This window comes from Pseudomonas sp. TREG-RG-20F-10-E-6-01 (genome assembly GCF_022662455.1).
In the GTDB taxonomy this organism is placed as follows: Bacteria; Pseudomonadota; Gammaproteobacteria; order Pseudomonadales; family Pseudomonadaceae; genus Aquipseudomonas.
Genome location: NZ_JAKNQP010000001.1, coordinates 950095 through 976077, shown reverse-complemented (window position 1 = coordinate 976077; position 25983 = coordinate 950095). Strand labels below are relative to the sequence as shown.

Here is a 25983-nt window from a genome sequence, read left to right as displayed (position 1 = left end):
CCTCAGTCCTGCATTTCGGTCTGGCGTTCGACAGGGTCGATCAGCACGGCTTTCTGTTGGCGCACCAACAGGTCGAGAATTTCTTCCTGCCGATCACCCAGCACGCCGTTGAAGCTGATGCCGCTGGATTTGGTCGGCGCCAGCATCGACACGCGGTACAGCTCGACACTCAAGGGCGAGTCAATGGACAGCGGCCCGCTGCCGTTACCCGCCAGTTCACCGCCGACCACGATCAGCGAGACCTTGGCGTCGAACGGGTCGAGGGCGATGTCACGGTCGGTGTCGGTCAAATCCTTGATGTGGCCGTACACGCCGGTCAGCCCGTTGGCCATCGAGGTGTTCTCGTACAGGCGGATGTTCACGCTGTTACGGATGCGAATGCCGTGGCGACGGTTGCTGATCACCTTGTTGCCCCACAGCAGGTTGTCAGCGCTCTCATAGAGCGTGATGCCGTCGGTGTGGTTGCGGTAGATCTCATTGTCGGCGATCAGGTTGTTCACGCTGTTACGGTCGATCACCAGGCCCGACAGCTTGTTGTCGTAGCTGCGGTTGTTGAAGATGAAGCTGTCGTTCACTTCCCGGGAAATGATGATGCCGTGCTTCTTCTTGGTGCCGTAGACGGTGTTGTCCGCAATGATCAGGCCGTGGGAACGGTCGTGCGGGTCAATGCCGTAGACGATGTTGTCTTTGTAGGTATTGCCCTTGAGCACAAAGCCGGTGGTTTCGTAGCAGTAGAAGCCGTACCACATGTCCGAGAACTCGGAATCGACGATCCAGCCGGTCGGCTCAGGGCGCTTGAGCACCTTGGCCATGTTCGGCGTGTACTGGGAAATACTCACCCCGTACGACTTACTGTTGGCGTAGCCGAAGCTGGCCATCTTGCTGTTGGCGACGTAAGTCTCGGTGCCGCCCCAAGCCAGCAGGAACGGGCGGAACTCCTTGGGCGACTGAAACAGCGCCGGGCCATTGGTCTTTTCATTCCAACCGGTGATCTTGGTGTCACGCACAAACAGCTGGCCGTCGTTGATCAGGAACGAACCGGCTTGCTGCGACAGGCGCAGCTCCTGGGTCTTCTTGTCGATTTCCAGAATGCCCTTGCGCCCGACCACGATTGGCAGCTTGGCCAAAAACACGCCCGGCGAGGTTTCGCTGAAGTACTGCTTGGGCACTTTGCCGAGCAGGTCCTTGAGGTTCAGGTAGCCGTCGTCGACAAAGATCGCCTGGGGAATGCCGTGCTGGCGCACCACCCATTCGGCCATCTTGTTATCGCCGCCGATAAAGTCCTTGAGCGCGTCTTCCTGCATCATGCGGCGGATGCTGATTTTGCCGGGCTTGCTTCTGACGATCTTCTTTTCCATCGCCGCGGCGGTGTAGCCCGACAGGTCCGGCAGGGCAGGCTTGGCCATTTCCAGCGGCGCGGTCGGCGGGCTGGAGATGGTGTAGGTCTTGGCCTGTTGCAGTTCTTTGGCGATAGTCGGCGCCTTGCCCTGCTGCGGGGTGTCGGCGAAGGCTGTGGCACTGGCCATCAGCATCGCGGCAACCAGCAATTTTTGAGGAATCATTGCGCAGGCTCCCATCAGAACTTCCAGATCACGTCGACAAAGGCGCGATGCATGTACGAGTCGACCTGGCTGCCATAGGCGTCACCCGGCTTGAACACGCCGGCACGCAAGCGCACCAGCGCCGACGGTTCGTCGATCGACTGACTGAGCGCGGCCGGCAGCAGGCCTTTCTTGAAGTACTTGGTGACCACCAGGTCCATCTCCTGGCCCAGGTCTTTCTTGCCGTCTTCAAGCGGCAGGGAAGTGCTGGACAGGATCGCGCCGGTCACGTCATCGGTGTTGTTCTGCACGGCATCGATGCCGTTGCTGCCCACCGGCTTGTTACCGTCCACGCGCCAGAATTTGTGATAGACCAGGCTGGCGTCATAGTCCTCGCGCAGCTGCCAGGAACCGAACAGGCTCATGGACTGCATGTTGTTCATCTCGCCACGAAACGCCTCGCCGAAGCGGTGCACGCGGGACTGGGTGCCGGTCCAGTTCGAACGGTTGCTTTGCAGGCCGTTCTGCTCGTAGTTGGCACTCGCGCGGGAGTAGGCCGCGCCGACTTGCCATTGCGGGTCCAGACGCAGGCGCACACCCAGGTCGGTGGCCCAGCCACTCACGTCATCGCTGCGCTTGGCTTCGGTTGGGCGGGTGCCGTCTTTGTTCAGGGCGTTGACCGTGTCGCGGTCGCCTTTCATGCCGGTGACGCTGGCCCAGTAGTTGACGGTGTTGGTGTTGCGCCAGTTATAGGCGTCGCTGTTGGCTTCGATGCCGAGCCAGGTCAGGTCGCCATTCTCGCGTTTGTCCAACGGGTCGGTGGCCACGCCCGGTTCGGCGTAGTCGAGCTTGCCGTCGTCATGGGTGTGGTGACCGCGCAGGCCGATCCACTGCCCCGGCGTCCACTGGTAGGCGGCGTCAGCGTAGAAGTGCTGGCGGTCCTTGTCCTTGGGCGACAGTTCCTTGAGGTCGGTGCGGTATTCGCTGAAGCGTTCGGCAGCGCCGACGTTGGCCTTGAGCAACGTGGTGTCGAAGGTCCAGTTCAGCGCTTCGATGTTGGTATCGCGCCATTGGCCGTCGTCATTGCGCAGGCGCTGGCGACCGAACTTGAGGATCTCGCCAGGGTAGGGCGTAAAGCCGCTGTAGCCGACCCAGAACTCGCGCAGGGCCAGGTAGTTCTTCTTGGCCTTGCGATCGTCGTTGCTCGATTGCTCGGTCGTGTCATCGGAGGACTGTTGCAGCGTGTCGGTCTCGATGATGTCGCTCGACACGACCGCCTGGCCCATGGCGTAGGCGCTCCACGCGCCGCTTTCGCCGTAGATCCAAGGGCGCAGGTCAAGGCCGATGCCGTTGACGTCGCCGCCTTTCTGCGTGCCGAGGTCGCGGTCATCTTCCGATTGCGCGGTGGCTTTGACTTCCAGGCCGAAGTTCTTGGCTTCGGTCAGCGCGGCCAGGGTCGGGCACGACCACAGCAGGGCGAAGGTCAGGCCGATGCCGGCCTTGACGAATGGGTTGAGCTTCATAGGGATTCCTCGCCGTCTTCTTCTTGCAGGGCGTGCAGTTGCAGCGTGCTCTGGGCCAGGGTGCCGCGCGCGGCCAGTTCCTGTTGCACCAGGCGTTGGCCTTCGGCGCGTTGCTCTGGCGTGAGCGGGGCTTCGAGCTGCGTGGCCAAGTCATTGGCCTCTGGCGTGTCCTGGGCTTTAGCCAACTGGCTGAAGACGTAGGCGTTCAATGGGTCGGGCTTGGTGCCCTTGCCTTGGGAAAACAATTGCGCGATGGCGAAGTCGGCGCTGTTCTGGCCGTTGCGCGCAGCGGTCAGCAAATGGTCGAGGGCTTTTTGCGAATAGACCTTGCCCAGGTAGCCACGGCGGTAGATCTGGCCGAGGTAGTAATCGGCGGCCACTTCCTTGCCCACGGCTTTTTCGAAATGCGCTTCGGCGGCCTTGGCATCTGCCGGGACCCACTTGCCTTCGTAATAGAGCTTACCCAGCAACAGCTCGGCGCGCGGCTGGTCGGCGGCGCGGCCGTTGTCCAGGTACTTCATCATCTGATCGACGTCGCCCAGTTCGGGGAAGTCGTAGAGCAGTTGCGCCAGGCTGACCCAGGACGCCGGGTAGCCGGGGGCGATTTTTTCCAGCAGGGCCTGCGCGGTTTTTTCGTCGGTCTTGCCCAAAGTCGCATCGCCCAACACGCGGGCCACGCTGTCGACACGCTGCGCGGTGACGGTGCCACGGCTGTAGCCGGCTTCCATCTGCTTGAGCAGTTCGACCTGTTTTTCCGGCTCGGCTTTTTTCTGGTAGACCGTGGCCAGCTCGACATAGCAGATGTCGGTGGTGTTCAGCGCGGCTTTGCAGATGCGCTCCACGTCATCCAGATGCTGGTCGTAGGTGTCCTGGGTGCGATACAGCAGCACTTGGGCCAGACCTGCTTCCGGGTAACCCGCGGCTTGCCATTTGCTGATCTGCTGTTGGGCATTCACGTTGGGGAAACTGTGCGGGTACTGCAGGTACAGCATCGCCAGCGGAATCAGGGTATTGCCTTCGCCATTGGCAAAGGCTTTTTTCAGCAGGCCTTCGGCCTCGTGTTGCTCGGCCTCGGTGGCACCGGGCTTGGCGACCAGCAGGCGACCCAGGCGGGCCTGGGCGCGTGGCGAGGTATCGGCGGCCGCGCGGTAGATGGCTTCGGCCTGGCGGATTTGCTCGGGGTCGCGGGTGGTCACCTGGATATCGGCCAGGCCCACTTGGGCCTCGCTGTAACCCAGGTCTGCCAGCTGCTGATAGTTCTGCTGGGCGGTGACGGTGTCGCCACGTTTCAAGGCTTCGTTGGCCAAGCGCTGGTCGGGCAGGCCGGCGCAACCGGCCAGGCTCACCGCCAATGCCAGCGCGCAGAACGCAGAGGCTGAGTGAAATCGGCTCTGTGTGGGAGCTGGCTTGCCTGCGATGGCGTCACCTCGGTGCATCTGAAAAACCGAGTCGCCTGCATCGCGGGCAAGCCCGGCTCCCACATGGGTCAATGCTGTTTTTGAAATAGGGTTCACAGGCATGTCCTCGCTTACAGACCGTGAGCCATGGCTTTGTCGATCAGCCAGTTCAGCGATGGGCCACGGTCGCTGGTCACTTCGACCGGGCGACCGGCGTAGGTGCTGTCCAGCGGCGCATCCGGCTTGATCTGCACGCGGATGTCGGAAGACAAGTCGGCGCTGTTCAGGCTGGTGCTGCTGACGATGGTGCCGGTGCGGATCTGTTCTTCGTCGGCAACCTGGAAGCTTACTGGTGTGCCTGGGCGAACGTCGGCGAACTGGCGGTAGGTGAAGCGCGCTTCCACATTGGCCAGGCTGCCGCGTGGCACCAGTTGGAAGATCACATCGCCTTTGCTGGCGTACTGACCGTCGGCGACCAGTTGCTGGGCCACCACGCAATCGCAAGGCGAGGTCAGGGTGCCAGTCATTTGCTTGCCGAACAGCTCTTCGACCTTGGCCGGTTGCAGTTGGTCTTCGTCCAGATGGCCCTTGAGCACATCGAGCATGCTGGTGCTGAAGGTCGCCAGTGGCGCGCCTTTGGCGGCAACCGCGTCACCTTTGAGCAGGCTTTGCACGGTGCCGTCGCGCGGCATGGTCACGTTCATGCCTGGCACGCTGACGAGGCCAGCCTGAGCGTGGCTGACGAAGTACATGCCGTAAATGGATTTGAGGACGAAACCGAACGCTGCCAGGCCGACGATGAAGATACCTGCGCTGAACACCACGGCGCGCAGGCGGCCCGCGGCGCTCATGTTGCTGCCGCCGTCCTTGACCTTGCGCGCCTTGGTGAAGTTGTCGCGCTGCAGGGTCGCCAGCACGTCGCCCATGGTCACGATGTCGCCGGACAAGTGCGAGGTGATCAGGTGGCGCAGGGTGGAAATATCCTGGGCGTCCAGGTTCTGGAACTGGCAACCGGTGCGGCCGGTCTGGCGGTCGTAGGAGCGAATCTGCAGCTCTACGTCCATCGCCAGGCCGAGGTTATCGATGACAAATTGCAGGCGGCCCTTGTGCACTTCACCGACGGTCAAAGGCTGGGTAGCGGTGAACGCCAGGCCGCCGGCGGACAGGTCGATCACCCGTGCTTCGGTCTGGGTGCGGTCGGTGTTGAAGAAGCGCAGCTTGGCCGGGATTTTCACCCGGGCATGTTGGCGCTGGGCTTCGGATTCGTGGACAACGTTGGCGTTTACTTGGCTATTCATGGTGTGTAGTTCCTAGTTAATTCAGGCTTGGCAGGGTCAGACCATCATCAGCAACACGGCGACGAAAATGCTGCCGGCGGAGAAGGTCATGGTCCGAGACGACCAGGTGTTGAACCAACGTTGAAAGCTGGCCAAATCGCGGGTCAGTTTGGTGTCCTGGCGGGTCCAGGACTGTTGATCAAGGCGGAAGAACACGTAGATCTTCACCAGCGCGCCCATGATCTGGTTGTAATAGAGAATCACCGGGTAGGCCGGGCCGATCTTGTGGCCGGAGCACGACAGCAGCAGGGTCAGAATCAGGCGGGTGATGCCGATCCACAGCAGGTACGCGAGGATGAATGCGCCGCCGTATTTGAAGGTGGCGATGATTGCCACGGTCAGGCCGAGCAGGGAGGTCCACATCGACACACGCTGGTCGAACAGCACCACGCTGGTGAACAGGCCGAGCCGGCGTACGCCCAGGCCCAGGGCACGGGAGTTCTGGCGCAGGTTGTTGCCGTACCAGCGGAACATCAGTTTGCGGCTGGCTTTGATGAAGCTCTTTTCCGGCGGGTGTTCCACGGTGTTGATCGCAGCGTCCGGCACGTAGAACGTGTCGTAGCCCAGGCGCATCAGGCTGAACCAGCTGGACTTGTCATCGCCGGTCAAAAACTTGAAGCGGCCCAGGCGCCAGTGTTGCAGCGAGTCGCTTTCCACGTCGGCGATAAAGCCCGGGTCGGTGACCACGCTGGCACGGAACACCGACATGCGCCCGGTCATGGTCAGCACGCGCTTGGACAGGGCCATGGAGCACATGTTGATGTGGCGTTGGGCGAAGCGCAGCTTGTGCCATTCGCTCATGATGTAGCCGCCGCGTACTTCGCAGAACTCGTTGGTGGTCAGGCCGCCGACATTGCCGAACAGCTGGAACCACGGCACGGTCTTGCGAACCACACCTTCGGCGAGCACGGTGTCGCCATCGATCACCGCAACCACGGCACGGTCATCCGGCAGGTGGCGGGAGATGGCGCGAAAGCCAAAGGCCAGACCGTCGCGCTTGCCGGTGCCGGCGATGCGCACAAAATCAAGCTTCACATGGTCCGGCGGGTTCATGCGTTCCCACAGGCTTTTCACCAGCAGCTCATCGCTCATTTCCACCAACGAGCAGACCACGGTGGTCGGGAAGCCGCATTCGATGGCCTCGCGAATCACCGAGCTGTACACCTGGGCGGTGGTCAGCGCGTCGATACGAAAGCTTGTGACCATCAGGAATACATGGGATGGGTCGGCGGCTTTGCCCAGCTTGCGCACTTTGCGGCGCAGGTGTGGGTAGACCACGTACAGGAACAGCATGCCGCGAAAGAAATGCGTAGCACCCATCGAGTAGCGCCAGATGCCGACGGCGCCAATCAGGAAAATAAAATTCTTCGACTCGGAGTCGAACGTACTCGCCGGTAACAGCAGGGCGAGTCCCATCAGCAGGCTCAAAAACAACAGCCAGCCGGCGGATTGGAGCAGTACGTGTTTTAACTTGGACATAAGCGTCATCCGAAGGTGAAGAAGGCTCCAGGCTGCAAGCGCTGGGGATTGGTACGCTTGCAGCCCGGAACTTGCTGTTGCTGTTACCAGCAAATGCCTTCGGTGCGGCCGCTCACGCTGGTGGCCTTGGACATGAAGCCCACCAGGTCGACCACTTGCTTGCCGTGTGGTGCGTTATGCGCCAGGGCACGGAATTTCTCGTCACGGTTGCCGAGGATGATCACGTCGGAGTTGTTAATCACCGCGTCAAAGTCCGAGTTGAGCAGGGACGACACGTGCGGGATCTTGCCTTCGATGTAGTCTTTGTTCGCACCGTGAACACGGGCGTATTCGACGTTGCTGTCGTAGATGCTCAGGTCGTAGCCCTTGCCGATCAGCATTTCCGCCAGTTCTACCAGCGGGCTTTCACGCAGGTCATCGGTGCCGGCCTTGAAGCTCAGGCCCAGCAGGGCGACCTTGCGCTTGTCGTGGCTTTCGACGATGTCGAAGGCGTTCTGTACTTGGGATTCGTTGCTGCGCATCAGCGAGTTGAGCAGCGGCGCTTCCACGTCCAGGGAGCCTGCGCGGTAGGTCAGGGCGCGCACGTCTTTGGGCAGGCACGAACCGCCGAAGGCGAAGCCTGGGCGCATGTAGTACTGGGACAGGTTGAGGGTTTTGTCCTGGCAGACCACTTCCATCACTTCGCGACCATCGACGCCGACCGCTTTGGCGATGTTGCCGATTTCGTTGGCGAAGGTGACTTTGGTGGCGTGCCACACGTTGCAGGTGTACTTGATCATTTCGGCAACGGCGATGTCCTTGCGGATGATCGGCGCGTCGAGTTCTTCGTACAGCGACTGCAGGACATCGCCGGAGGCTTTGTCGAACTCGCCGATGACGGTCATCGGTGGCAGGTCGTAGTCGGCGATGGCGGTGGATTCACGCAGGAATTCCGGGTTGACCGCGACACCGAAGTCGACGCCGGCCTTCTTGCCGGAGCAGTCTTCGAGGATCGGGATCACCACATTGGCCACGGTGCCCGGCAATACGGTGCTGCGTACCACGATGGTGTGGCGGGTGGTTTTGTCACGCAGGACAAAACCGATCTCGCGGCATACCGATTCGATGTAGTTGAGTTCCAGGTCGCCGTTTTTCTTGCTGGGCGTGCCCACGCAGATCATCGACAAGTCGGTATCGCGGATGGCCTCGGCGAAATTGGTCGTGCCGCGCAGCCGCCCGGTCTCGATACCCTGGCTCAGCAGTTCGCCCAGACCCGGTTCAACGATTGGCGATTTGCCCGCATTGATCAGGTCAATCTTTTCCTTGGAGATGTCCACGCCGACCACTTCGTGGCCACGGGCAGACAGGCAACCGGCACACACTGCGCCAACGTAACCCAAACCAAATATGCTGATGCGCATCGCATTTACCTCTTTGTCATTGAAGACGATATTAATCATGCCAATTAGATGGCCGGAGTTCATGTTTGCAAGCGTCACTGATGCCGCGAAAGTTGGGCGAATAGACGCCGACTTGCCGCGTGCAGGCATGTTGAATAACGAGTGACTAACTATTGCACTCAAGTTGTGCGAAACGTGGCCTTGTTATTGGTGCTTGCCCTGTAATGCAGCCGGCCTTTCTGGGAGAAGGGCCTGGCGCCAGTGCCGCAGAGCCTTGATAGAGGCTTTAAGCCTTTAAATATCAATGCCTTGGGTTATCTCACTGACCCATTAAGGGAAGCTGAGCCTTGGCCTTATAGTGGGTGGCAATGCATCCTTATCGCCGCTCTCAACTAATCGGTTTGTAATATGACCCCTGAGTCAAAGTTAAATGTGACAACTTTGCTACTTCCGTTGGTCGCCATGTAAGTCATCTCTTACAGCAACAGAGAATTTCGTTACCGGTGGTATGAGCGGTGCTTTAGGGTGAAGTTCCTGGCCACTCATCCTGTTTTCGGAAATTTCTTGAAATATTAGAAAAGATGGCACTGGTACTATATTGATAGCACTTGCTATTTGGGCCAGTAGTTACAGGTAGTTGGCGCGAAGGGATAGTTTTGTGCCACTAGTGTTTTAAAAAAGTGGTGCCACTACGAAAAAAATTCAGAAATGTCGAGTGAAAGATTCGTTAGGAATGCGACAGGATGTTTTTTGGCGCCAGATTAATGACGATCGTCAGCCTCAAATGCGCACAAAAAATGTGGGAGCGGGCTTGCTCGCGAAGGCGGTCTGTCAGTAACAGATGTTCTGACTCAAACACCGCCTTCGCGAGCAAGCCCGCTCCCACAGTTGGATTTCAGTGTTTTTTAGACCGGGTACGGCCTTATTCCGGTGCGTGATCGCGCAGGAACACCAGGTTGTCCGGCTTGGACTGCTCTGCATTGAAGCGATAGCCCTGCAGATCGAACTGCTTGAGCTTGGCCGGATCGTTGATGCGCTCTTGGATCACAAAGCGGCTCATCAGGCCCCGGGCTTTTTTGGCATAGAAGCTGATGATCTTGTACTGGCCGTTTTTCAGGTCCTTGAACTCGGTGTTGATGATCCGCGCGTTCAGGGCCGTGCGCTTGACCGCCGAGAAGTACTCGTTAGAGGCGAGGTTGAGCAGCACGTCATCGCCTTGTTCGGCAAGGGCTTCGTTGAGCCACTCGCTGATGCGGGTGCCCCAGAAGGCGTAGAGGTCCTTGCCGCGGGCGTTGGCCAGTTTGGTGCCCATCTCGAGGCGGTACGGCATCATCAGGTCCAGCGGGCGCAGCAGGCCATACAGGCCCGAGAGCATGCGCAGGTGGTCCTGGGCGTAGCTGAAGTCGGCGTCGCTGAAGGTTTCGGCGTTGAGGCCGGTGTAGACGTCGCCCTTGAAGGCCAGCAGGGCCTGCTTGGCGTTTTCCGGCGTGAAGGCTGGGGTCCAGCTGCCGAAGCGCGCGGCGTTGAGGCCGCCGATCTTGTCGGAGACGTGCATCAGGTCGCTGATTTGGGCAGGGCTCAGTTCACGCAGTTGTTCGATCAGCGCCTGGGAGTGGTCCAGGTATTGCGGCTGGGTGAAGCGCGGGGTGACCGGCTTGGACTCGAAGTCGAGGGTTTTGGCGGGGGAAATCACCATCAGCATGAAGTTGGCTCCTGTAATCGTGGGGGGATTCTAGGGGGTCGCGGGGTTTGACTCCACCTATGATGGTGATAGAGGGCTGCTGTGGGTGTGTATCCGTTGCTGCGGTAACGGCGGCTGGCGGTTGCGCTCTTACAGCGGGTCACTGTTGGCAAACGCCCGGAATGCCGGCCCAGCCAAAATTAACCAAAAGGTCTGTGCCCCACCACTCGGCACCTCGGCCAGCAGATCTACACACCTCTGACTGATGCACAGAGATCCAAATGTGGGAGCGGGCTTGCCCGCGAAGGCGGTGGTTCAGTCAGCTCATGTGTCACTGACCCACCGCCTTCGCGAGCAAGCCAGCCCCCACATTTGATTGAGTTCAGCTTCCATCTCAGCCATCACTCAAATAACGGATATCCCCACCAACCCAATAACCCAGCCCGGACGATCGGCTATAGTGCCCGACAACTCTGGAAAGGGAGACCCCGTGTGCGAATTGCGTTTTTACTGTCAGCTTGTTTGCTGTGCCTGGGCGCCCAGGCGGCGCCGGTTGACGTAGCCAGCCTGGACCGCACCACCTGGCCCGAAAAACTCAGCAGCCCCGCGCTGTTCGATGTTGCCTCACGCGCCGAAATCCTGATGTTCGCCCACAGCTTAATCGCCAGCGAAGCCCAGGACGAAGCCGCGCTCAAACAACGCCTGGGCCTGAAGATCATCAACCTGGCCGCCATCGACGACCTGCGCCGCCAGCTCTGGCAGCGCCTGCTGGAAAACTACACCTTCGCCCAACAAAGCTGCGAAGAAGACGCCTCATTCTGCTACCTGGTCGAAAGCATGGACGACCTGCGCGAGCAAGCCGGCAAATTCCAGGTCAGCGACAACTCCTTCTATATAGGCTGGGCCAACCCCAGTCACAATTTCCACGAACGCTACCTCGACGAACTGCTGCGCAAAGCCGCGCTGTTCCCACAAATCAGCAGTGAAGTCCTGCGTTTCGGCGACCACGAACGCAATGGCGATGAACTCAACGACCGCCTGTTCCTGCTGACCTTCGACGGCGGCCCTGCGCCGGTCAGCGGCAATACTGACTGGCTCACCGACTACCTGCGCAAGCAAAAGATGAACGCCACCTTCTTCGCCCTCGGCAGCAGCCTGCAAACCCGCGTGGAGCGCAGTTCCGCCGCCGATGTGCAGGCGCTGTACCAAGGCCAGTGCGTAGGCACTCAGGGTTGGCAGTACCGGTCCCACAGCCATTGGGTCGACTGGCAAAGCTCGATCACCCGCAGTGCCGCGCTGGCGCAGAACCTGATGCCGGAAAACTACGTGCCGCTGTTTCGCCCGCCCTATGGCCAGCGTCGCGCCGACAGCCAGGGCTTCTTCCAGGCGCAAGGTTTACAGGTGGCGTTGTGGGACATCGATTCCCAGGACGAGCCGGGCAAACTCAAGGCTGACGAGTCCGCGCAGCGGGTGCTGACATTGATGTTGCTGTGGCGCAAAGGCATGATTGTGTTTCATGACACCCAGGATAAGGCACGGGTTGCATTGCCGATGTTGCTGCAGGCAACGGCGCAAAGTGGGCTGGGTTGGCAGGACTGCCGGGAGGCGTTTCGCTGAAAAAGCGCAAGTGCCCGGCCCTGTTGGGGATGAGGCATTTTCGGGGTGATTTTGTGCGACATTTCGATGCAGGCGGACTTCCGACTTTAACGGGGTGGCTGGCACTCGGCTAGTGCTATTCGTCATCCTGAAAAATAAACTTCAAAAAAGCGTCAAAGTGCTTTTTCCTGTCATCGTTTTTGCGGTATTACGAAGTCAGATCGCCGAAACCTGCAACACAGGTGGCGTCTTCCAAGACTCCTCATGTGGGCACTGCACTTGACGTCACTGCGGTGCAGTCGGTGGTCGAATCGAGGCGCAGCACTGTTGTGGTATTGCGTCGACTGGCTCCCACAAAGGTGACCGAGTATGGATGATCATGGACGTAACCCTTCTTCCGACCAGCCAATCCTTTATGTGCTTGATACCAACGTATTGATTCACGATCCAAACGCACTGCTCAACTTCGAAGAACACCACGTCGCCATTCCCATGATCGTGCTTGAGGAGCTCGACAAACTCAAAAGTGGCCACCACAGCGTTGCCGCTGAATGTCGCCAGGCCATTCGCCTGATCGACAAAACCCTGGGCGAAGCCTCGCCTGAGGACGTTGAAGTCGGCGTGCCGATCCAGCGTGGCAAAAGCGGGCCCAAGGGCTTGTTGTCGATTCTGATGAACAAGCGCAGCGAGCCCAACAGCCTGCTGCCGGAAAACCTGAACGACAATAAAATCATCAACCAATTGATCGACCTGCACGCGCGTGACAAGGACTTGCGCCTGGTGCTGGTGACCAAAGACATCAATATGCGCCTCAAGGCACGAGCGTGTGGGATCGCTGCCGAGGACTACAGTACCGACCAGCTCGTCGACGACGTGTCGATGCTGTCGCGCGGTTATCACACCATGACCGGCTCGTTCTGGGACCGCGTCAGCAAGGTAGAAACCCGTCAGGACCACGGCCGCACCTGGCACCAGGTACAGCTGACCGATAACCTGCCGGCCGTGCACATCAATGAATTCATCATCGACGAACAGGGGTTTGTGGGCTGGATCAAAGAAATCCAGGTCGACAAACTGCTGATCCTCGACCTGCATCAGGAGCCCCTGTTGCACCAGGAAGCCTGGGGCCTGAAACCGCGTGACATCTACCAGAGCCTGGCGCTGTATGCGCTGCTCGACCCGGATATCCACCTGGTCAACCTGACCGGCGCCGCAGGTTCGGGGAAAACCATCCTCGCCCTGGCTGCCGCCATCGAGCAGACCATGGTGACCAAGCGCTATCGCCGCATCATCGCCACCCGCAGTGTGCAGGGCCTGGACCAGGAAATTGGCTTCCTGCCCGGCACCGAAGCAGAAAAAATGGAGCCGTGGCTGGGCGCGATCACCGACAACCTCGAAGCCTTGCACATGGATGACGAAAACACCCATGGCAGCGTCGATTACATCCTCAGCAAAGTGCCGTTGCAGTTCAAATCCCTCAACTACATCCGAGGTCGCAGCTTCCAGCAAAGCCTGATTTTGATCGATGAATGCCAGAACCTTACGCCGCACCAGATGAAAACCATCATCACCCGTGCCGGCGCCGGTTCCAAAGTGGTGTGCCTGGGCAACCTGGCACAGATCGACACCCCTTACCTGTCCGCGACCAGCTCCGGGCTGACTTACCTGACGGAACGCTTCAAGGACTTCCCGAACGGCGTGCATATCGCGCTGCAAGGGGTGCCTCGTTCGATCCTGGCCGAGTACGCCGAGTCCCACCTGTAAAACATCACCCTGTCGTAGTTGGTGGCTAAATGCCACGAACCACCCCGGATTTCTCGCGAAATCCGGGGTTTTTGTTATGTGCGATATTTGACTGCGATTTAGCGCCGTGGGTGCTTGTGGACTTTGTAATTATTTTGTTACATTTTTTCTCGCCGCAAAAACCATAAGAACACTGCGTGACCCCCGTCGGAAATCCACCTCATTGATTCGACGACGTTTTGAAGACCCGTGTGGGTTTTCTGCGTTACCCTGCCTATTACAAAAAGCCCGATACATCGCTCATTGACGACGCACATATCCAAAGGGAAAGGAACATGGAAGTAGCAGGTAATGGCTCCACTTTGTCTCAACGTAAACGCGCCTCAGGTTTCAGGTCGATACCTCTCACGCCCATCGCACTCGGCCTGGCCTTGTGGCTGGGCCAGGGGCCAACGGCCTGGGCAGATGACAGCAACCCTTACACCGCCCAGGTGTTGGAATCGGCCTTCAGGAAAGCCGTGGCATCGTTTGGCCCCAACACCGATGTCTACAAAAACCTGCGCTTTGCTTACGCAGACATCGTCGATCTGGCCGCCAAGGACTTCGCCGCACAGTCCGGCAAGTTTGATTCAGCCCTCAAGCAAAACTACGAGCTGCAACCCGAAAACCTGACCATCGGCGCCATGCTCGGCGACACCAAGCGCCCGCTGGATTACGCCTCGCGGTTGGATTACTACCGCAGCCGGCTCTTCAGCAACAGCGGACGTTACACCACCAATATTCTCGATTTTTCCAAGGCCATCCTCGCCAACCTGCCGGCTGCCAAGCCCTACACCTACGTAGAGCCGGGCGTCAGCAGCAACCTCAACGCGCAACTGAACGCCGGCCAGTCCTGGGCCGCCGCTACCCGTGACTGGGACGCCAACGCGCAAACCTGGAAAACCCCCGAAGCCCAGGTCAACTCCGGCCTGGACCGCACCAACGCGTACTACGCCTACGCCTTGGGCATGACCGGCAAAGGCGTGAATGTGGGCGTGCTGGACTCGGGCATTCTCACCGAGCACTTCGAGTTCCAGGGCAAGAATGCCCAGGGCCAGGATCGCGTGCAGGCGGTGACGTCCACCGGCGAGTACTACGCCACGCACCCGCGCTATCTCCACGACACCCCGGACGGCGAGTTTCAAAAAGGCGAGCACTTCAGTATTTCCGGTGAGTATGACCCGACCATCAACGACGGCCACGGTACGGAAATGTCCGGTGTACTCGGCGCCAGCCGCAATGGCACCGGCATGCATGGCATCGCGTTTGACACGAACATTTTTGTCGCCAATACCGGCGGCACCGACGACAACCGCTTCCAGGGCTCCAACGATCTGGACTACAACGCGTTCATGGCCAGCTACAACGCGCTGGCCGCGAAGAATGTGTCGATCGTCAACCAGAGCTGGGGGCAAAACTCGCGCAACGACGTTGAAAACCACTTCGGCAATGTCGGCGACAGTGCGGCGGACAACTTGCGCGACATGAAGGCGGCCTATCGCCCGTTCTGGGACAAGGCCCACGCCGGGCAGAAAACCTGGATGGACGCCATGGCCGACGCGGCGCGGCAAAACACCTTTATCCAGATCATCTCGGCAGGTAACGACAGCCACGGCGCCAACCCGGACACCAACGCCAACCTGCCGTTTTTCAAGCCGGACATCGAAGGCAAATTCCTCTCGATCACCGGTTACGACGAGACCAGCGCGCAGGTCTACAACCGCTGCGGCACCTCTAAGTGGTGGTGCGTGATGGGCGTCTCGGGGATTCCGTCCACCGGGCCGGAAGGGGAAATCATCCCGAATGCCAACGGCACCTCGGCCGCTGCGCCGAGCGTGTCCGGGGCCTTGGCGTTGGTGATTCAGCGCTTTCCCTACATGACCGCCAGCCAGGCCCGGGATGTGCTGCTGACCACCTCCAGCCTGCAAGCGCCGGACGGCCCGGACACCCCGGTGGGTGACCTCACGGGTGGCCGCACCTACGACAATCTGCAGCCGGTGCACGATGCCGCGCCAGGCACCCCGCAAGTACCGGGCGTCGTCAGCGGTTGGGGCTTGCCCAACCTGCAAAAGGCCATGCAAGGGCCGGGGCAGTTCCTGGGTTCGGTGGCGGTGGCATTGCCCACCGGTACTCGCGATATCTGGGCCAACCCGATTTCCGATGAAGCCATTCGTGCCCGCCGTGTGGAAGACGCCACCGAGCAGGCGACCTGGACGGCCACCCAGCAACAAAAGGGTTGGCTCAACGGTTTGCCGGCGAATGCCTCTGACGATGATCAGTTTGAATACGAAATCGGCCATGCGCGCGAACAGGCAACGCTGGCACGCGGCAAAGACTTGCTCACCGGCAATACCTATGTCGGCAGTCTGGCCAAGTCCGGCGACGGCGAACTGGTGCTGGAAGGCCAGAACACCTACTCCGGCAGCACTTGGGTGCGCGGCGGCAAGCTGTCGGTGGACGGCGCGTTGACCTCGGCCGTGACGGTGGATGGTAGCGCCGTGGGCACAGTCAACGCCGATAACGGCGTGATGACCACGCTGGGCGGCACACTGGCCGGCAACGGCACGGTGGGTGCCTTGACCGTCAACAGCGGTGGCCGTGTGGCACCGGGTCACTCGATTGGCACGCTGCACACGGGCGACGTAACCTTCAACCCGGGCTCGGTGTATGCGGTCGAAGTCGGCCCCAACGGGCGAAGCGACCAGATCCAGAGCAGCGGCGTCGCCACCCTCAATGGCGGTGTGGTGACCGTGTCTTTGGAGAACAGCCCTAACCTGTTGTCCGCCACCGAGGCGCGTAGCCTGTTGGGCCAGCCGTTCAACATCCTCACCGCCACCCAGGGTATCAACGGACAGTTTGCGGCGATCTCGCCTAATTATCTGTTCATCGGGACTCAGCTGAATTACCAGCCTAACGCGCTGACCCTGGCCGTAGAACGCAACCAGACGACCTTTGCCAGCGTTGCGCAAACCCGTAACGAGCGCGCCGTGGCGACGGCGGCCGAGGCATTGGGGGCGGGTAGCCCAGTGTATGAAAGCCTGCTCGCTTCAGACTCGGCCGCCCAGGCGCAGGCCGCGTTCAAGCAACTGTCGGGGCAACTGCACTCGGATGTGGCGGCAGCGCGCATGGCTGACAGCCGCTACCTTCGTGAGGCGGTCAACGGCCGTCTGCAACAGGCTCAGTCACTCGACTCCAGCGCGCATATCGACGCCCGCGACAACGGCGGCTGGGTGCAACTGCTGGGCGGTCGCAATAACGTCAGCGGCGACAACAATGCCAGTGGCTACTCTTCGTCCACCAGCGGCGTGCTGCTTGGGCTGGACACCGAGGTCGGCGACGGCTGGCGTGTGGGCGCTGCTACCGGCTACACCCAGAGCCACCTCAATGGCGAGTCGGCTTCGGCGGACAGCGACAACTATCACCTGTCGGTGTACGGCGGCAAACGCTTCGACGCGATAGCGTTGCGCTTGGGCGGCGCCACCACCTGGCATCGTCTGGACACTTCGCGCCGCGTGGCTTACGCCAACCAGTCGGACTACGACAAGGCCGACTACAACGCGCGGACCGACCAGGTGTTTGCCGAGATCGGCTACACCCAATGGAACCTGTTCGAACCCTTCGCCAACCTGACGTACCTGAACGACCAGAGTGATTCGTTCAAGGAGAAGGGCGGCGCCGCCGCTTTGCATGCCAGCAAGCAAAGCCAGGACGCCACGCTGTCCACCCTGGGCCTGCGCGCGCATACCCAACTGTCGGTCAGCTCGACCTCGGCCGTCACCTTGCGCGGCGAGCTGGGTTGGGAGCATCAGTTTGGCGATACCGATCGTGACGCCTCGCTGAAGTTTGCCGGCAGCGACGCCGCCTTCGCCGTCAACAGCGTGCCCGTGGCGCGTGATGGCGCGGTGATCAAGGCCAGCGCGGAAGTGGCCTTGACCAAGGACACGCTGGTGTCCTTGAACTACAGCGGTTTGCTGTCCAACCGCGGTAACAACAACGGGATCAATGCCGGATTCACCTTCCGCTTCTAACCTGGTGTTGTCATGCATAGAGGGGCGCACTGCGCCCCTTTATTCATGGGATAAACAGCCCTGCGCAAATTTGACTCACGGGTTTACAATTGCCGCTCCTGATCAGGAGTATCCCTGTGCTGACTCATCTCGATTCCCAAGGTCGCGCCCATATGGTCGACGTCACCGACAAAGCCGTGACGTTCCGCGAGGCCGTGGCCGAAGCGCGGGTGCGCATGCTGCCCGACACCCTGAAAATGATTGTCGACGGCGCCCACCCCAAGGGCGACGTGTTTGCCGTGGCCCGTATTGCCGGGATCCAGGCGGCGAAAAAAACCAGTGATCTGATTCCGCTGTGCCACCCGCTGATGCTGACCGGTGTAAAGGTTGAGCTGCGCGCCGACGGCGTGGACGCCGTGCATATCCTTGCGCGCTGCAAGCTCAGCGGCCAGACCGGCGTAGAGATGGAGGCGCTGACCGCCGCCAGCGTCGCGGCGCTGACGATCTACGACATGTGCAAGGCAGTGGACCGCGGCATGACCATCGAAAGTATTCGCCTGCTGGAAAAGCTTGGCGGCAAAAGCGGGCATTTCAAGGCGGACCAGGCATGAGCATCAACGTATTGTTTTTTGCCCGCTACGCCGAGGTGGTGGGCTTTGATTCGCTGGAGATGGAGGGCGATTTCGCCACCGTCGATGCCGTGCGCCTCGCGTTGGCCAATGACCCGGCGTTTGCCGTGCTCAATGAGTCCAGCCTGATGTGTGCGCGTAACGAAGAGCTGTGTTCGCTGGATGAGCCGCTCGTCGAGGGTGACGAAGTGGCGTTTTTCCCGCCCGTGACCGGAGGCTGAGCATGGCCATTCGCGTACAGGCCGAGCCGTTTGATCCGGGCTTGGAAGTCAATGCGATGCACGCAGCCAATGTCGGCGTGGGCGCGGTGGTGAGTTTTGTCGGCTATGTGCGCGACTTCAATGACGGTCGCGAGGTGTCGGGGATGTTCCTTGAGCACTATCCGGGCATGACCGAAAAAGCCTTGGCCAAGATCGCGGTCGAAGCCGAACAGCGCTGGCCGTTGCTCAAACTTGAGATATTGCACCGGATTGGCGCGCTTGAGCCGGGCGAGCCGATTGTGTTCGTGGCAGCCGCCAGCGCGCATCGCCAGGCCGCGTTTGATGCCTGTGCGTTTGTGATGGACTACCTGAAGACCCGAGCGCCGTTCTGGAAGAAGGAAAACACGCCCGAAGGGCCGCGCTGGGTGGAAGGGCGGGGCAGCGATCACGCGGCGGCGGATCGCTGGAAGTAAACACGTGACATAAAGGTGTAGGGAGATCTGAATGTGGGAGCGGGCTTGTGTGGGAGCTGGCTTGCCTGCGAAAGCATCACCGCGGTGTGACTGACTCACCGAGGTGTCTGCATCGCAGGCAAGCCAGCTCCCACATTGCCCGCTCCCACATTTTTTATCGCATTCGGCTTATGGGCGTTTGCGTTCTACAGCGCGCAGCAAATGCGTCGGCGGCGTCTCGCAGCTGATCTTGCGGCCCAGCAACGTCTCGATCGAAGGCAGCTGATACGAGTCATCCTCGCCCGCAAAACTGATCGACACACCCGCAGCGCCGGCACGCCCGGTACGGCCGATACGGTGCACGTAGTCGTCCGGCACTTCCGGCAGGGTGAAGTTGATCACATGGCTGATGCCGTCGATGTGAATCCCGCGCCCGGCCACGTCGGTGGCCACCAGCACGCGAATCTTGCCTTCGCGAAAGCCTTCCAGGGTCTTGATGCGCTTGTGCTGCGGCACGTCGCCCGACAGTTGCGCGGCGTTGACGCCATCGCGTACCAGGCGTTCTTCGATGCGGCGCACTTCGTCCTTGCGGTTGGCAAACACCATCACGCGCTCCCAACCGTTGTCATTGATCAGGTTGTAAAGCAGTTTGTACTTGTCGGCGCCGGCCACGGCGTAGATGTGCTGTTCGACGTTTTCGCTGGCAACGTTCAGCGCCTCGATCTCGACGATGGACGGATCGGTGGTCCACTGCTTGGCGAGGTTCATCACGTCTTCGGTGAAGGTCGCGGAGAACAGCAGCGTCTGGCGCTCGTTTTTCGGCGGGGTCTGACGAATGATCTGACGCACTTGCGGGATGAAGCCCATGTCGAGCATGCGGTCGGCTTCGTCCAGCACCATCACTTCGACCATGTCCAGGTGCACATCGCCACGCTGGTTGAAGTCGAGCAGGCGGCCCGGGGTGGCAACCAGGATGTCGCAATGGCGGGCTTCGAGGTGCTTGAGCTGCTTGTCGAAGTCCATGCCGCCCACGAACGTCATGACGTTGAGGCCGGTGTACTTGGTCAGGTCGGCGGCGTCCTTGGCGATCTGTACCACCAGCTCGCGGGTCGGCGCGATGATGAGTGCGCGCGGTTCACCCATGTAGCGCTCTTTGGGCGGCGGCGTCTGCAGCAGCTGGGTGATGATCGAGATCAGGAACGCGGCGGTCTTGCCGGTGCCGGTCTGCGCGCGGCCGATGGCGTCTTTGCCGGCGAGGGTGAAACCCAGCACTTGGGCCTGGATCGGCGTGCAGTACGGGAAACCCAGGTCCTGGATGGCGTGCATCAGTTCCGGAGCCAGTTTGAAATCGTGGAAGCGGGTTTTGCCTTCCTGCGGCTCGACGACGAAGTCTTCAAGTTTCCACGGGATCACGGGCGTTTTGGGCGCGCGTTCGCGGCGGGGTGCCTTGGGCGCAGGTGCAGGCTCGGCCTCGGCGGATTTTGCCGGTTCAGGCGCGATCACCGGGGGCTTCTTCGGTGAGGCAACAGGTGCGGTCCGGTCTGGCTGTTTACCGTCATTGCGGCTGCCGGATGAGGGGACAGGAGCACTGGGAACAGGCGCGAGCGGCTCAGCCTCGCTTTTTCCGAACATCTTCTTAAGTGCTTTGAGCACGGTCATCTCATTAATTGGTTAAGGAATGTACGCCGGCCAGTGTAATGCAAGAATCGGGCGCGGCGTAGTGCGTTGGTCACACGGCTACATAATGTGCGGTTTTCAGCCCAGGCGAGCGGTCAGCCAGGTTCCGATGTCGTGTATCTCCTGGGGTAACACTTCGTGCCCCATTGGGTATTCCTGCCATGTCACGGTGACACCACGGCTCTTCAAATGCTCATAGGCGCTACGGCCCATAGCGTTCTGCACCACATCATCGTACTGGCCGTGCAGGCACAGCGCGGGAATGCGTTGTTGGCTGGCGGACAATTGCAGCTCATCGCCGAAGGTGGGGGCGTAGGTGGAGAGGGCAATGACGCCGCCCAGCGGGCCCTGCCATCTAAGGAAGGCGGTGTGGAATACCACGGCGCCACCCTGGGAAAAACCGGCGAGGAAAATACGCGAGGCGTCTATTCCGGTTCTCTTCTGCTCCTCGATCAGGTCCGTGACCATGGTGGTGGATGCTTCCAGCTCTTGCAGGCTGATCGAACGGGCCGGGCTCATGGCCTTGATGTCGTACCAGCTGGGCATCTCGTAGCCGCCATTGATGGTCACCGCACGCGTCGGTGCCTGAGGCAACACAAAGCGCGTGGTCAACAATGTTTCCTGCAGCGCCTCGGCCACCGGCAGGAAGTCGTAGCGATCGGCACCCAGGCCATGCAACCAGATTACGCAGGCGTCTGCGGGCTTGGCGGGCTGAAGAATCAAGGGTTCGGTCATGTCTGCTCCATTAATGTGCGTGCGCTCCGATTGGGTGCGTCGGAACGGTGCGTGATGGGTTGATCTGTTAAGAGAATGTCGCAAGGTTGAATCTTTTCCTATTGACCATGGGCTGAAACGACTCAGCCATCACTCTGGTACGGGCCTTGCTACGTGTAGGTCGATGTCAGGACTAACTCACGACGGTAACACTATCAGTGACTGCCGCTTGTGGGATAGCAACTGGAATTACTGCGACAACTTCATGCCGCTTGACCCTAAAAAAAGCCAACACGGGTCGATATCGCCTCATAAGGGTGCGCTGAGGTTCGAGCTCCGACACAACAAGAGCAAAACTGGAGGTTTGAATGAAGGTATTGAAATCCACCCTGGCCATCGTGTGCGCGGCCGCCGTATTGGGTGTCAGTGGTTTCGCCCAAGCCGGCGCAACCCTGGACGCTGTGCAGAAGAAAGGCTTCGTGCAATGTGGCGTGAGTGACGGCCTGCCGGGTTTCTCGGTGCCGGATGCCAGCGGCAAGATCCTGGGGATCGACGCTGACGTGTGCCGCGCTGTGGCAGCTGCCGTTTTCGGTGATGCGACCAAGGTCAAATTCAGCCAGTTGAACGCCAAGGAGCGTTTCACCGCGCTTCAATCCGGCGAAGTCGACATCCTGTCGCGCAACACCACCATGACCAGCTCTCGCGATGCCGGCATGGGCCTGAAATTCCCGGGCTTCATCACCTACTACGACGGTGTTGGCTTCCTGGTTAACAACAAGCTCGGCGTGAAAAGTGCCAAGGAACTGGACGGTGCAACCATCTGCATCCAGGCCGGTACCACCACTGAGCTGAACGTGTCCGACTACTTCCGCGCCAACAACCTCAAATACACCCCGATCACCTTCGACACTTCCGATGAAAGCGCCAAGTCGCTGGAATCCGGTCGTTGCGACGTGCTGACCTCCGACAAGTCCCAGCTCTACGCACAGCGCAGCAAGCTGGCCTCGCCGAAAGACTACGTGGTGCTGCCGGAAACCATTTCCAAAGAACCACTGGGTCCGGTCGTGCGTAACGGCGACGACGAGTGGCTGGCCATCGTGCGCTGGGTTGGCTACGCCATGCTCAACGCTGAAGAAGCCGGTATCACCTCGAAAAACGTCGAAGCTGAAGCCAAGTCCACCAAGAATCCGGACGTTGCCCGTCTGCTGGGTGCTGACGGCGAATACGGCAAAGACCTGAAAGTGAAGAAAGATTGGGTTGTACAGATCGTCAAGCAGGTCGGTAACTACGGTGAAGTGTTCGAGAAAAACCTCGGCAAAAGCACACCACTGGAAATCGACCGTGGCTTGAACGCACTGTGGACCAACGGTGGCATTCAATACGCACCCCCTGTGCGCTGATCGTTGATGGTTCTATCACCCGGTGGGCCAACCACCGGGTGATGTTCTGTTCCATTATTTGCGGGGCACTTCATGCAAAATCAAATCGGCGCACCCAAGCAGAAGCTCAGCTTCAGCGACCCTAAAGTGCGTGCGTGGCTCTTCCAGATCATCACGATTGTGGCGGTCGTCGCGCTGGGCTGGTACCTCTTCAACAATACGCAGACCAACCTTCAACACCGGGGCATTACCTCGGGGTTCGACTTTCTTGAGCGCAGTGCCGGCTTCGGCATCGCTCAGCACTTGATCGACTACACCGAATCGGACAGCTATGCCCGCGTCTTTGTGATCGGCCTGCTCAACACCTTGCTGGTGACCGTGATCGGTGTGGTCCTGGCGACCCTGCTCGGCTTTATCATCGGCGTGGCGCGTTTGTCGCCCAACTGGATGATCAACAAACTGGCGACGGTGTATGTGGAAGTATTCCGCAACATCCCACCGCTGCTGCAGATCCTGTTCTGGTACTTCGCGGTGTTCCTGACCATGCCGGGGCCGCGCAACAGCCATAACTTTGGTGACACGTTCTTTGTCAGCAGCCGTGGCCTGAACATGCCGGCAGCGATTGCCGCCGACGGTTTCTGGCCGTTTGTGGTCAGTGTCGTCGTCGCCATTGTGGCTATCGTGCTGATGGCTCGCTGGGCCAACAAGCGCTTTGAAGCCACCGGCGTTCCCTTCCATAAGTTCTGGGCGGGTCTGGCGTTGTTCATTCTGATCCCGACGCTGTGCGCCCTGATCTTCGGCGCGCCACTGCACTGGGAAATGCCCAAGCTGCAAGGCTTCAACTTCGTGGGCGGCTGGGTACTGATCCCCGAACTGCTGGCATTGACCCTGGCGCTTACCGTCTACACGGCCGCGTTTATTGCCGAGATCGTGCGTTCGGGCATCAAGTCCGTCAGCCACGGCCAGACCGAAGCCGCGCGCTCCCTGGGCCTGCGCCCTGGGCCGACGCTGCGCAAGGTCATCATCCCGCAAGCCCTGCGGGTGATCATTCCGCCGCTGACCAGCCAATACCTGAACCTGGCGAAGAACTCGTCGTTGGCCGCCGGTATCGGCTACCCGGAAATGGTGTCGCTGTTTGCCGGTACGGTGCTCAACCAGACCGGCCAGGCCATCGAGGTTATTGCCATCACCATGAGCGTGTACCTGGCGATCAGCATCAGCATTTCCCTGCTGATGAACTGGTACAACAAGCGCATTGCGCTGATCGAGCGGTGAGGAAACGCACATGACTTCGCATACTTTCAAACCTGATATGCCGCCGCCGAACAAAGTCTTCGGGCCGATGGCATGGATGCGCGCCAACCTGTTTTCCAGCTGGCTGAACACCTTGCTGACCTTGTTGGCGTTTTACCTGATCTACCTGATCGTGCCGCCGATCCTGCACTGGGCCATTCTTGACGCGAACTGGGTCGGGACCACGCGCGCCGACTGCACCAAAGAGGGCGCCTGCTGGGTGTTTATCCAACAGCGCTTCGGGCAGTTCATGTACGGCTACTACCCCGGCGACCTGCGCTGGCGCGTGGACCTGACCGTGTGGCTGGCCATCGTAGGCGTGGCGCCGTTGTTCATCTCGCGTTTTCAACGCAAGGCGGTCTACGGCCTGAGCTTTCTGGTGCTGTACCCGATCATTGCGTACTTCCTGCTGCACGGCGGCGTCTTCGGCCTGACCAACGTAGCCACCAGCCAGTGGGGCGGCCTGATGCTGACCCTGGTCATCGCCACGGTCGGTATTGCCGGCGCCTTGCCGCTGGGCATTGTGCTGGCTTTGGGGCGGCGTTCGAACATGCCGGCGATTCGAGTGGTCTGCGTGACCTTCATCGAGTTCTGGCGCGGCGTGCCGTTGATCACCGTGCTGTTCATGTCCTCGGTGATGCTGCCGCTGTTCCTGCCCGAAGGCATGGGCATCGACAAACTGCTGCGAGCGCTGATCGGCGTGATCCTGTTCCAGTCGGCCTACGTGGCGGAAGTGGTGCGGGGTGGTTTGCAGGCGATTCCCAAGGGGCAGTACGAAGCCGCTGCGGCGATGGGCCTGGGTTACTGGCGCAGCATGGGCCTGGTGATTTTGCCGCAGGCCTTGAAGCTGGTGATTCCCGGTATCGTCAACACGTTTATTGCGCTGTTCAAGGACACCAGCCTTGTGATCATCATCGGCTTGTTCGACCTGCTCAACAGCGTCAAGCAAGCCGCCGCCGACCCGAAATGGTTGGGCATGGCTACTGAAGGCTACGTGTTCGCCGCCCTGGTGTTCTGGATTTTCTGTTTTGGTATGTCGCGCTATTCCATTCATTTGGAACACAAGCTCGACACAGGCCACAAGCGTTAGGAGTTGTTGTTATGAGCGAAGCGATCAAACAGCCTGTGAGCCCTGAAGGCATTATCCAGATGCAGGGCGTCAACAAATGGTACGGCCAGTTCCATGTGTTGAAAGACATCAACCTCAACGTCAAGCAGGGCGAGCGTATCGTGCTGTGCGGCCCGTCGGGTTCGGGCAAGTCCACCACCATCCGCTGCCTCAACCGTCTGGAAGAGCATCAGCAAGGCCGCATCGTGGTCGATGGCGTGGAGCTGACCAACGACCTCAAGCAGATCGAAGCGATCCGCCGCGAAGTCGGCATGGTGTTCCAGCACTTCAACCTGTTCCCGCACCTGACCATCCTGCAGAACTGCACGCTGGCGCCGATGTGGGTGCGCAAGATGCCCAAGCGCAAGGCTGAAGAAATTGCCATGCACTACCTGGAGCGCGTGCGCATTCCGGAGCAGGCCCACAAGTTTCCGGGGCAACTGTCCGGCGGCCAGCAACAGCGCGTGGCGATTGCCCGTGCGCTGTGCATGAAGCCGAAAATCATGCTGTTCGATGAGCCGACCTCGGCACTCGATCCGGAAATGGTGAAAGAGGTACTGGACACCATGATCGGCCTGGCCGAAGACGGCATGACCATGTTGTGCGTGACCCACGAAATGGGTTTTGCGCGCACCGTGGCCAATCGCGTGATCTTCATGGACAAGGGCGAGATCGTCGAACAGGCGGCGCCGAATGACTTCTTCGACAACCCGCAGAATGATCGGACCAAGTTGTTCTTGAGCCAGATTCTGCATTGATCGATGCTTGAAACGATAAACCCGGCCTGGTGCCGGGTTTATTTTTGCCTG

Annotated in this window: 19 protein-coding genes; 10 read left to right on the top strand and 9 right to left on the bottom strand. The window is 60.0% G+C overall.

All coding sequences use genetic code 11. From position 1 onward, the window contains the following. Window positions 1–2 precede the first annotated feature (2 nt). The 7 genes from algG to yaaA all read right to left on the bottom strand — a co-directional run bounded on the left by algG (window position 3) and on the right by yaaA (window position 10358). The gene (gene algG, locus L8K08_RS04605) at window positions 3–1577 is read right to left on the bottom strand and encodes a mannuronan 5-epimerase AlgG (RefSeq protein ID WP_242194603.1); all 1575 of its coding nucleotides are present in this window, start codon (window positions 1575–1577) and stop codon (window positions 3–5) included. Next, on the bottom strand, window positions 1577–3064 hold the full coding sequence (locus L8K08_RS04600; RefSeq protein ID WP_145161268.1) for an alginate export family protein: 1488 nt from the start codon (window positions 3062–3064) through the stop codon (window positions 1577–1579). Before L8K08_RS04600 ends, algG begins: the two co-directional genes overlap by 1 nt. Further along, window positions 3061–4500: an alginate biosynthesis TPR repeat lipoprotein AlgK gene (algK, locus tag L8K08_RS04595; protein ID WP_242194601.1), complete on the bottom strand. Its 1440-nt coding sequence runs from the start codon at window positions 4498–4500 to the stop codon at window positions 3061–3063. The genes L8K08_RS04600 and algK overlap by 4 nt, the downstream gene beginning before the upstream one ends. 92 nt (window positions 4501–4592) lie before the next feature. Continuing rightward, window positions 4593–5759: an alginate biosynthesis protein Alg44 gene (locus L8K08_RS04590; RefSeq protein ID WP_145161270.1), complete on the bottom strand. Its 1167-nt coding sequence runs from the start codon at window positions 5757–5759 to the stop codon at window positions 4593–4595. A gap of 36 nt (window positions 5760–5795) precedes the next feature. Beyond that, complete coding sequence (gene alg8, locus L8K08_RS04585; RefSeq protein ID WP_178119688.1) at window positions 5796–7277, bottom strand: mannuronan synthase; 1482 nt, start codon at window positions 7275–7277, stop codon at window positions 5796–5798. A gap of 83 nt (window positions 7278–7360) precedes the next feature. Continuing rightward, window positions 7361–8677 (bottom strand): nucleotide sugar dehydrogenase, encoded by a 1317-nt coding sequence (locus L8K08_RS04580; protein WP_106579580.1) that lies wholly within the window; start codon window positions 8675–8677, stop codon window positions 7361–7363. Between the two features lie 901 nt (window positions 8678–9578). After that, complete coding sequence (gene yaaA / locus L8K08_RS04575; protein WP_145161274.1) at window positions 9579–10358, bottom strand: peroxide stress protein YaaA; 780 nt, start codon at window positions 10356–10358, stop codon at window positions 9579–9581. Window positions 10359–10829: 471 nt separating this feature from the next. On the opposite strand from yaaA, the gene L8K08_RS04570 reads away from it, so the two are divergent. The 6 genes from L8K08_RS04570 (at window position 10830) to moaE (ending at window position 19024) form a co-directional block, all read left to right on the top strand. Next, on the top strand, window positions 10830–11954 hold the full coding sequence (locus L8K08_RS04570) for a polysaccharide deacetylase family protein (RefSeq protein WP_242194598.1): 1125 nt from the start codon (window positions 10830–10832) through the stop codon (window positions 11952–11954). Between the two features lie 348 nt (window positions 11955–12302). Further along, window positions 12303–13697 (top strand): PhoH family protein, encoded by a 1395-nt coding sequence (locus L8K08_RS04565; protein WP_053254513.1) that lies wholly within the window; start codon window positions 12303–12305, stop codon window positions 13695–13697. Window positions 13698–14011: 314 nt separating this feature from the next. Beyond that, a complete protein-coding gene (locus tag L8K08_RS04560; protein WP_242194596.1) occupies window positions 14012–17743 on the top strand; it encodes an autotransporter serine protease in 3732 nt (1243 codons plus the stop codon). A gap of 116 nt (window positions 17744–17859) precedes the next feature. Continuing rightward, window positions 17860–18333: a cyclic pyranopterin monophosphate synthase MoaC gene (gene moaC, locus L8K08_RS04555; protein WP_056858942.1), complete on the top strand. Its 474-nt coding sequence runs from the start codon at window positions 17860–17862 to the stop codon at window positions 18331–18333. Continuing rightward, on the top strand, window positions 18330–18572 hold the full coding sequence (moaD, locus tag L8K08_RS04550; protein WP_242194594.1) for a molybdopterin converting factor subunit 1: 243 nt from the start codon (window positions 18330–18332) through the stop codon (window positions 18570–18572). The genes moaC and moaD overlap by 4 nt, the downstream gene beginning before the upstream one ends. A gap of 2 nt (window positions 18573–18574) precedes the next feature. After that, entirely contained in the window at window positions 18575–19024 is a 450-nt protein-coding gene (gene moaE, locus L8K08_RS04545; protein WP_242194592.1) for a molybdopterin synthase catalytic subunit MoaE, read from the top strand. Between the two features lie 168 nt (window positions 19025–19192). On the opposite strand, the gene rhlB is transcribed toward moaE, so the two are convergent. Both rhlB and L8K08_RS04535 read right to left on the bottom strand, forming a co-directional pair. Further along, window positions 19193–20662 (bottom strand): ATP-dependent RNA helicase RhlB, encoded by a 1470-nt coding sequence (gene rhlB / locus L8K08_RS04540; RefSeq protein WP_242194590.1) that lies wholly within the window; start codon window positions 20660–20662, stop codon window positions 19193–19195. Between the two features lie 96 nt (window positions 20663–20758). Beyond that, window positions 20759–21415 carry an alpha/beta hydrolase gene (locus L8K08_RS04535; RefSeq protein WP_145161287.1) on the bottom strand — a complete coding sequence of 219 codons (657 nt, stop codon included), beginning with the start codon at window positions 21413–21415 and terminating at the stop codon, window positions 20759–20761. 347 nt (window positions 21416–21762) lie between these two features. Here L8K08_RS04535 and L8K08_RS04530 point away from each other — a divergent pair, with 347 nt between their 5' ends. The 4 genes from L8K08_RS04530 (at window position 21763) to L8K08_RS04515 (ending at window position 25932) form a co-directional block, all read left to right on the top strand. Next, on the top strand, window positions 21763–22794 hold the full coding sequence (locus tag L8K08_RS04530; protein WP_106579519.1) for an amino acid ABC transporter substrate-binding protein: 1032 nt from the start codon (window positions 21763–21765) through the stop codon (window positions 22792–22794). A gap of 72 nt (window positions 22795–22866) precedes the next feature. Next, window positions 22867–24048, top strand: coding sequence for an amino acid ABC transporter permease (locus tag L8K08_RS04525; RefSeq protein ID WP_145161289.1), 1182 nt, complete (start codon window positions 22867–22869; stop codon window positions 24046–24048). 10 nt (window positions 24049–24058) lie between these two features. Further along, window positions 24059–25156 carry an amino acid ABC transporter permease gene (locus tag L8K08_RS04520; RefSeq protein WP_145161290.1) on the top strand — a complete coding sequence of 366 codons (1098 nt, stop codon included), beginning with the start codon at window positions 24059–24061 and terminating at the stop codon, window positions 25154–25156. An 11-nt stretch (window positions 25157–25167) separates the two neighbouring features. Then, the gene (locus tag L8K08_RS04515; protein WP_003171943.1) at window positions 25168–25932 is read left to right on the top strand and encodes an amino acid ABC transporter ATP-binding protein; all 765 of its coding nucleotides are present in this window, start codon (window positions 25168–25170) and stop codon (window positions 25930–25932) included. The last annotated feature ends 51 nt before the right edge of the window (window positions 25933–25983 follow it).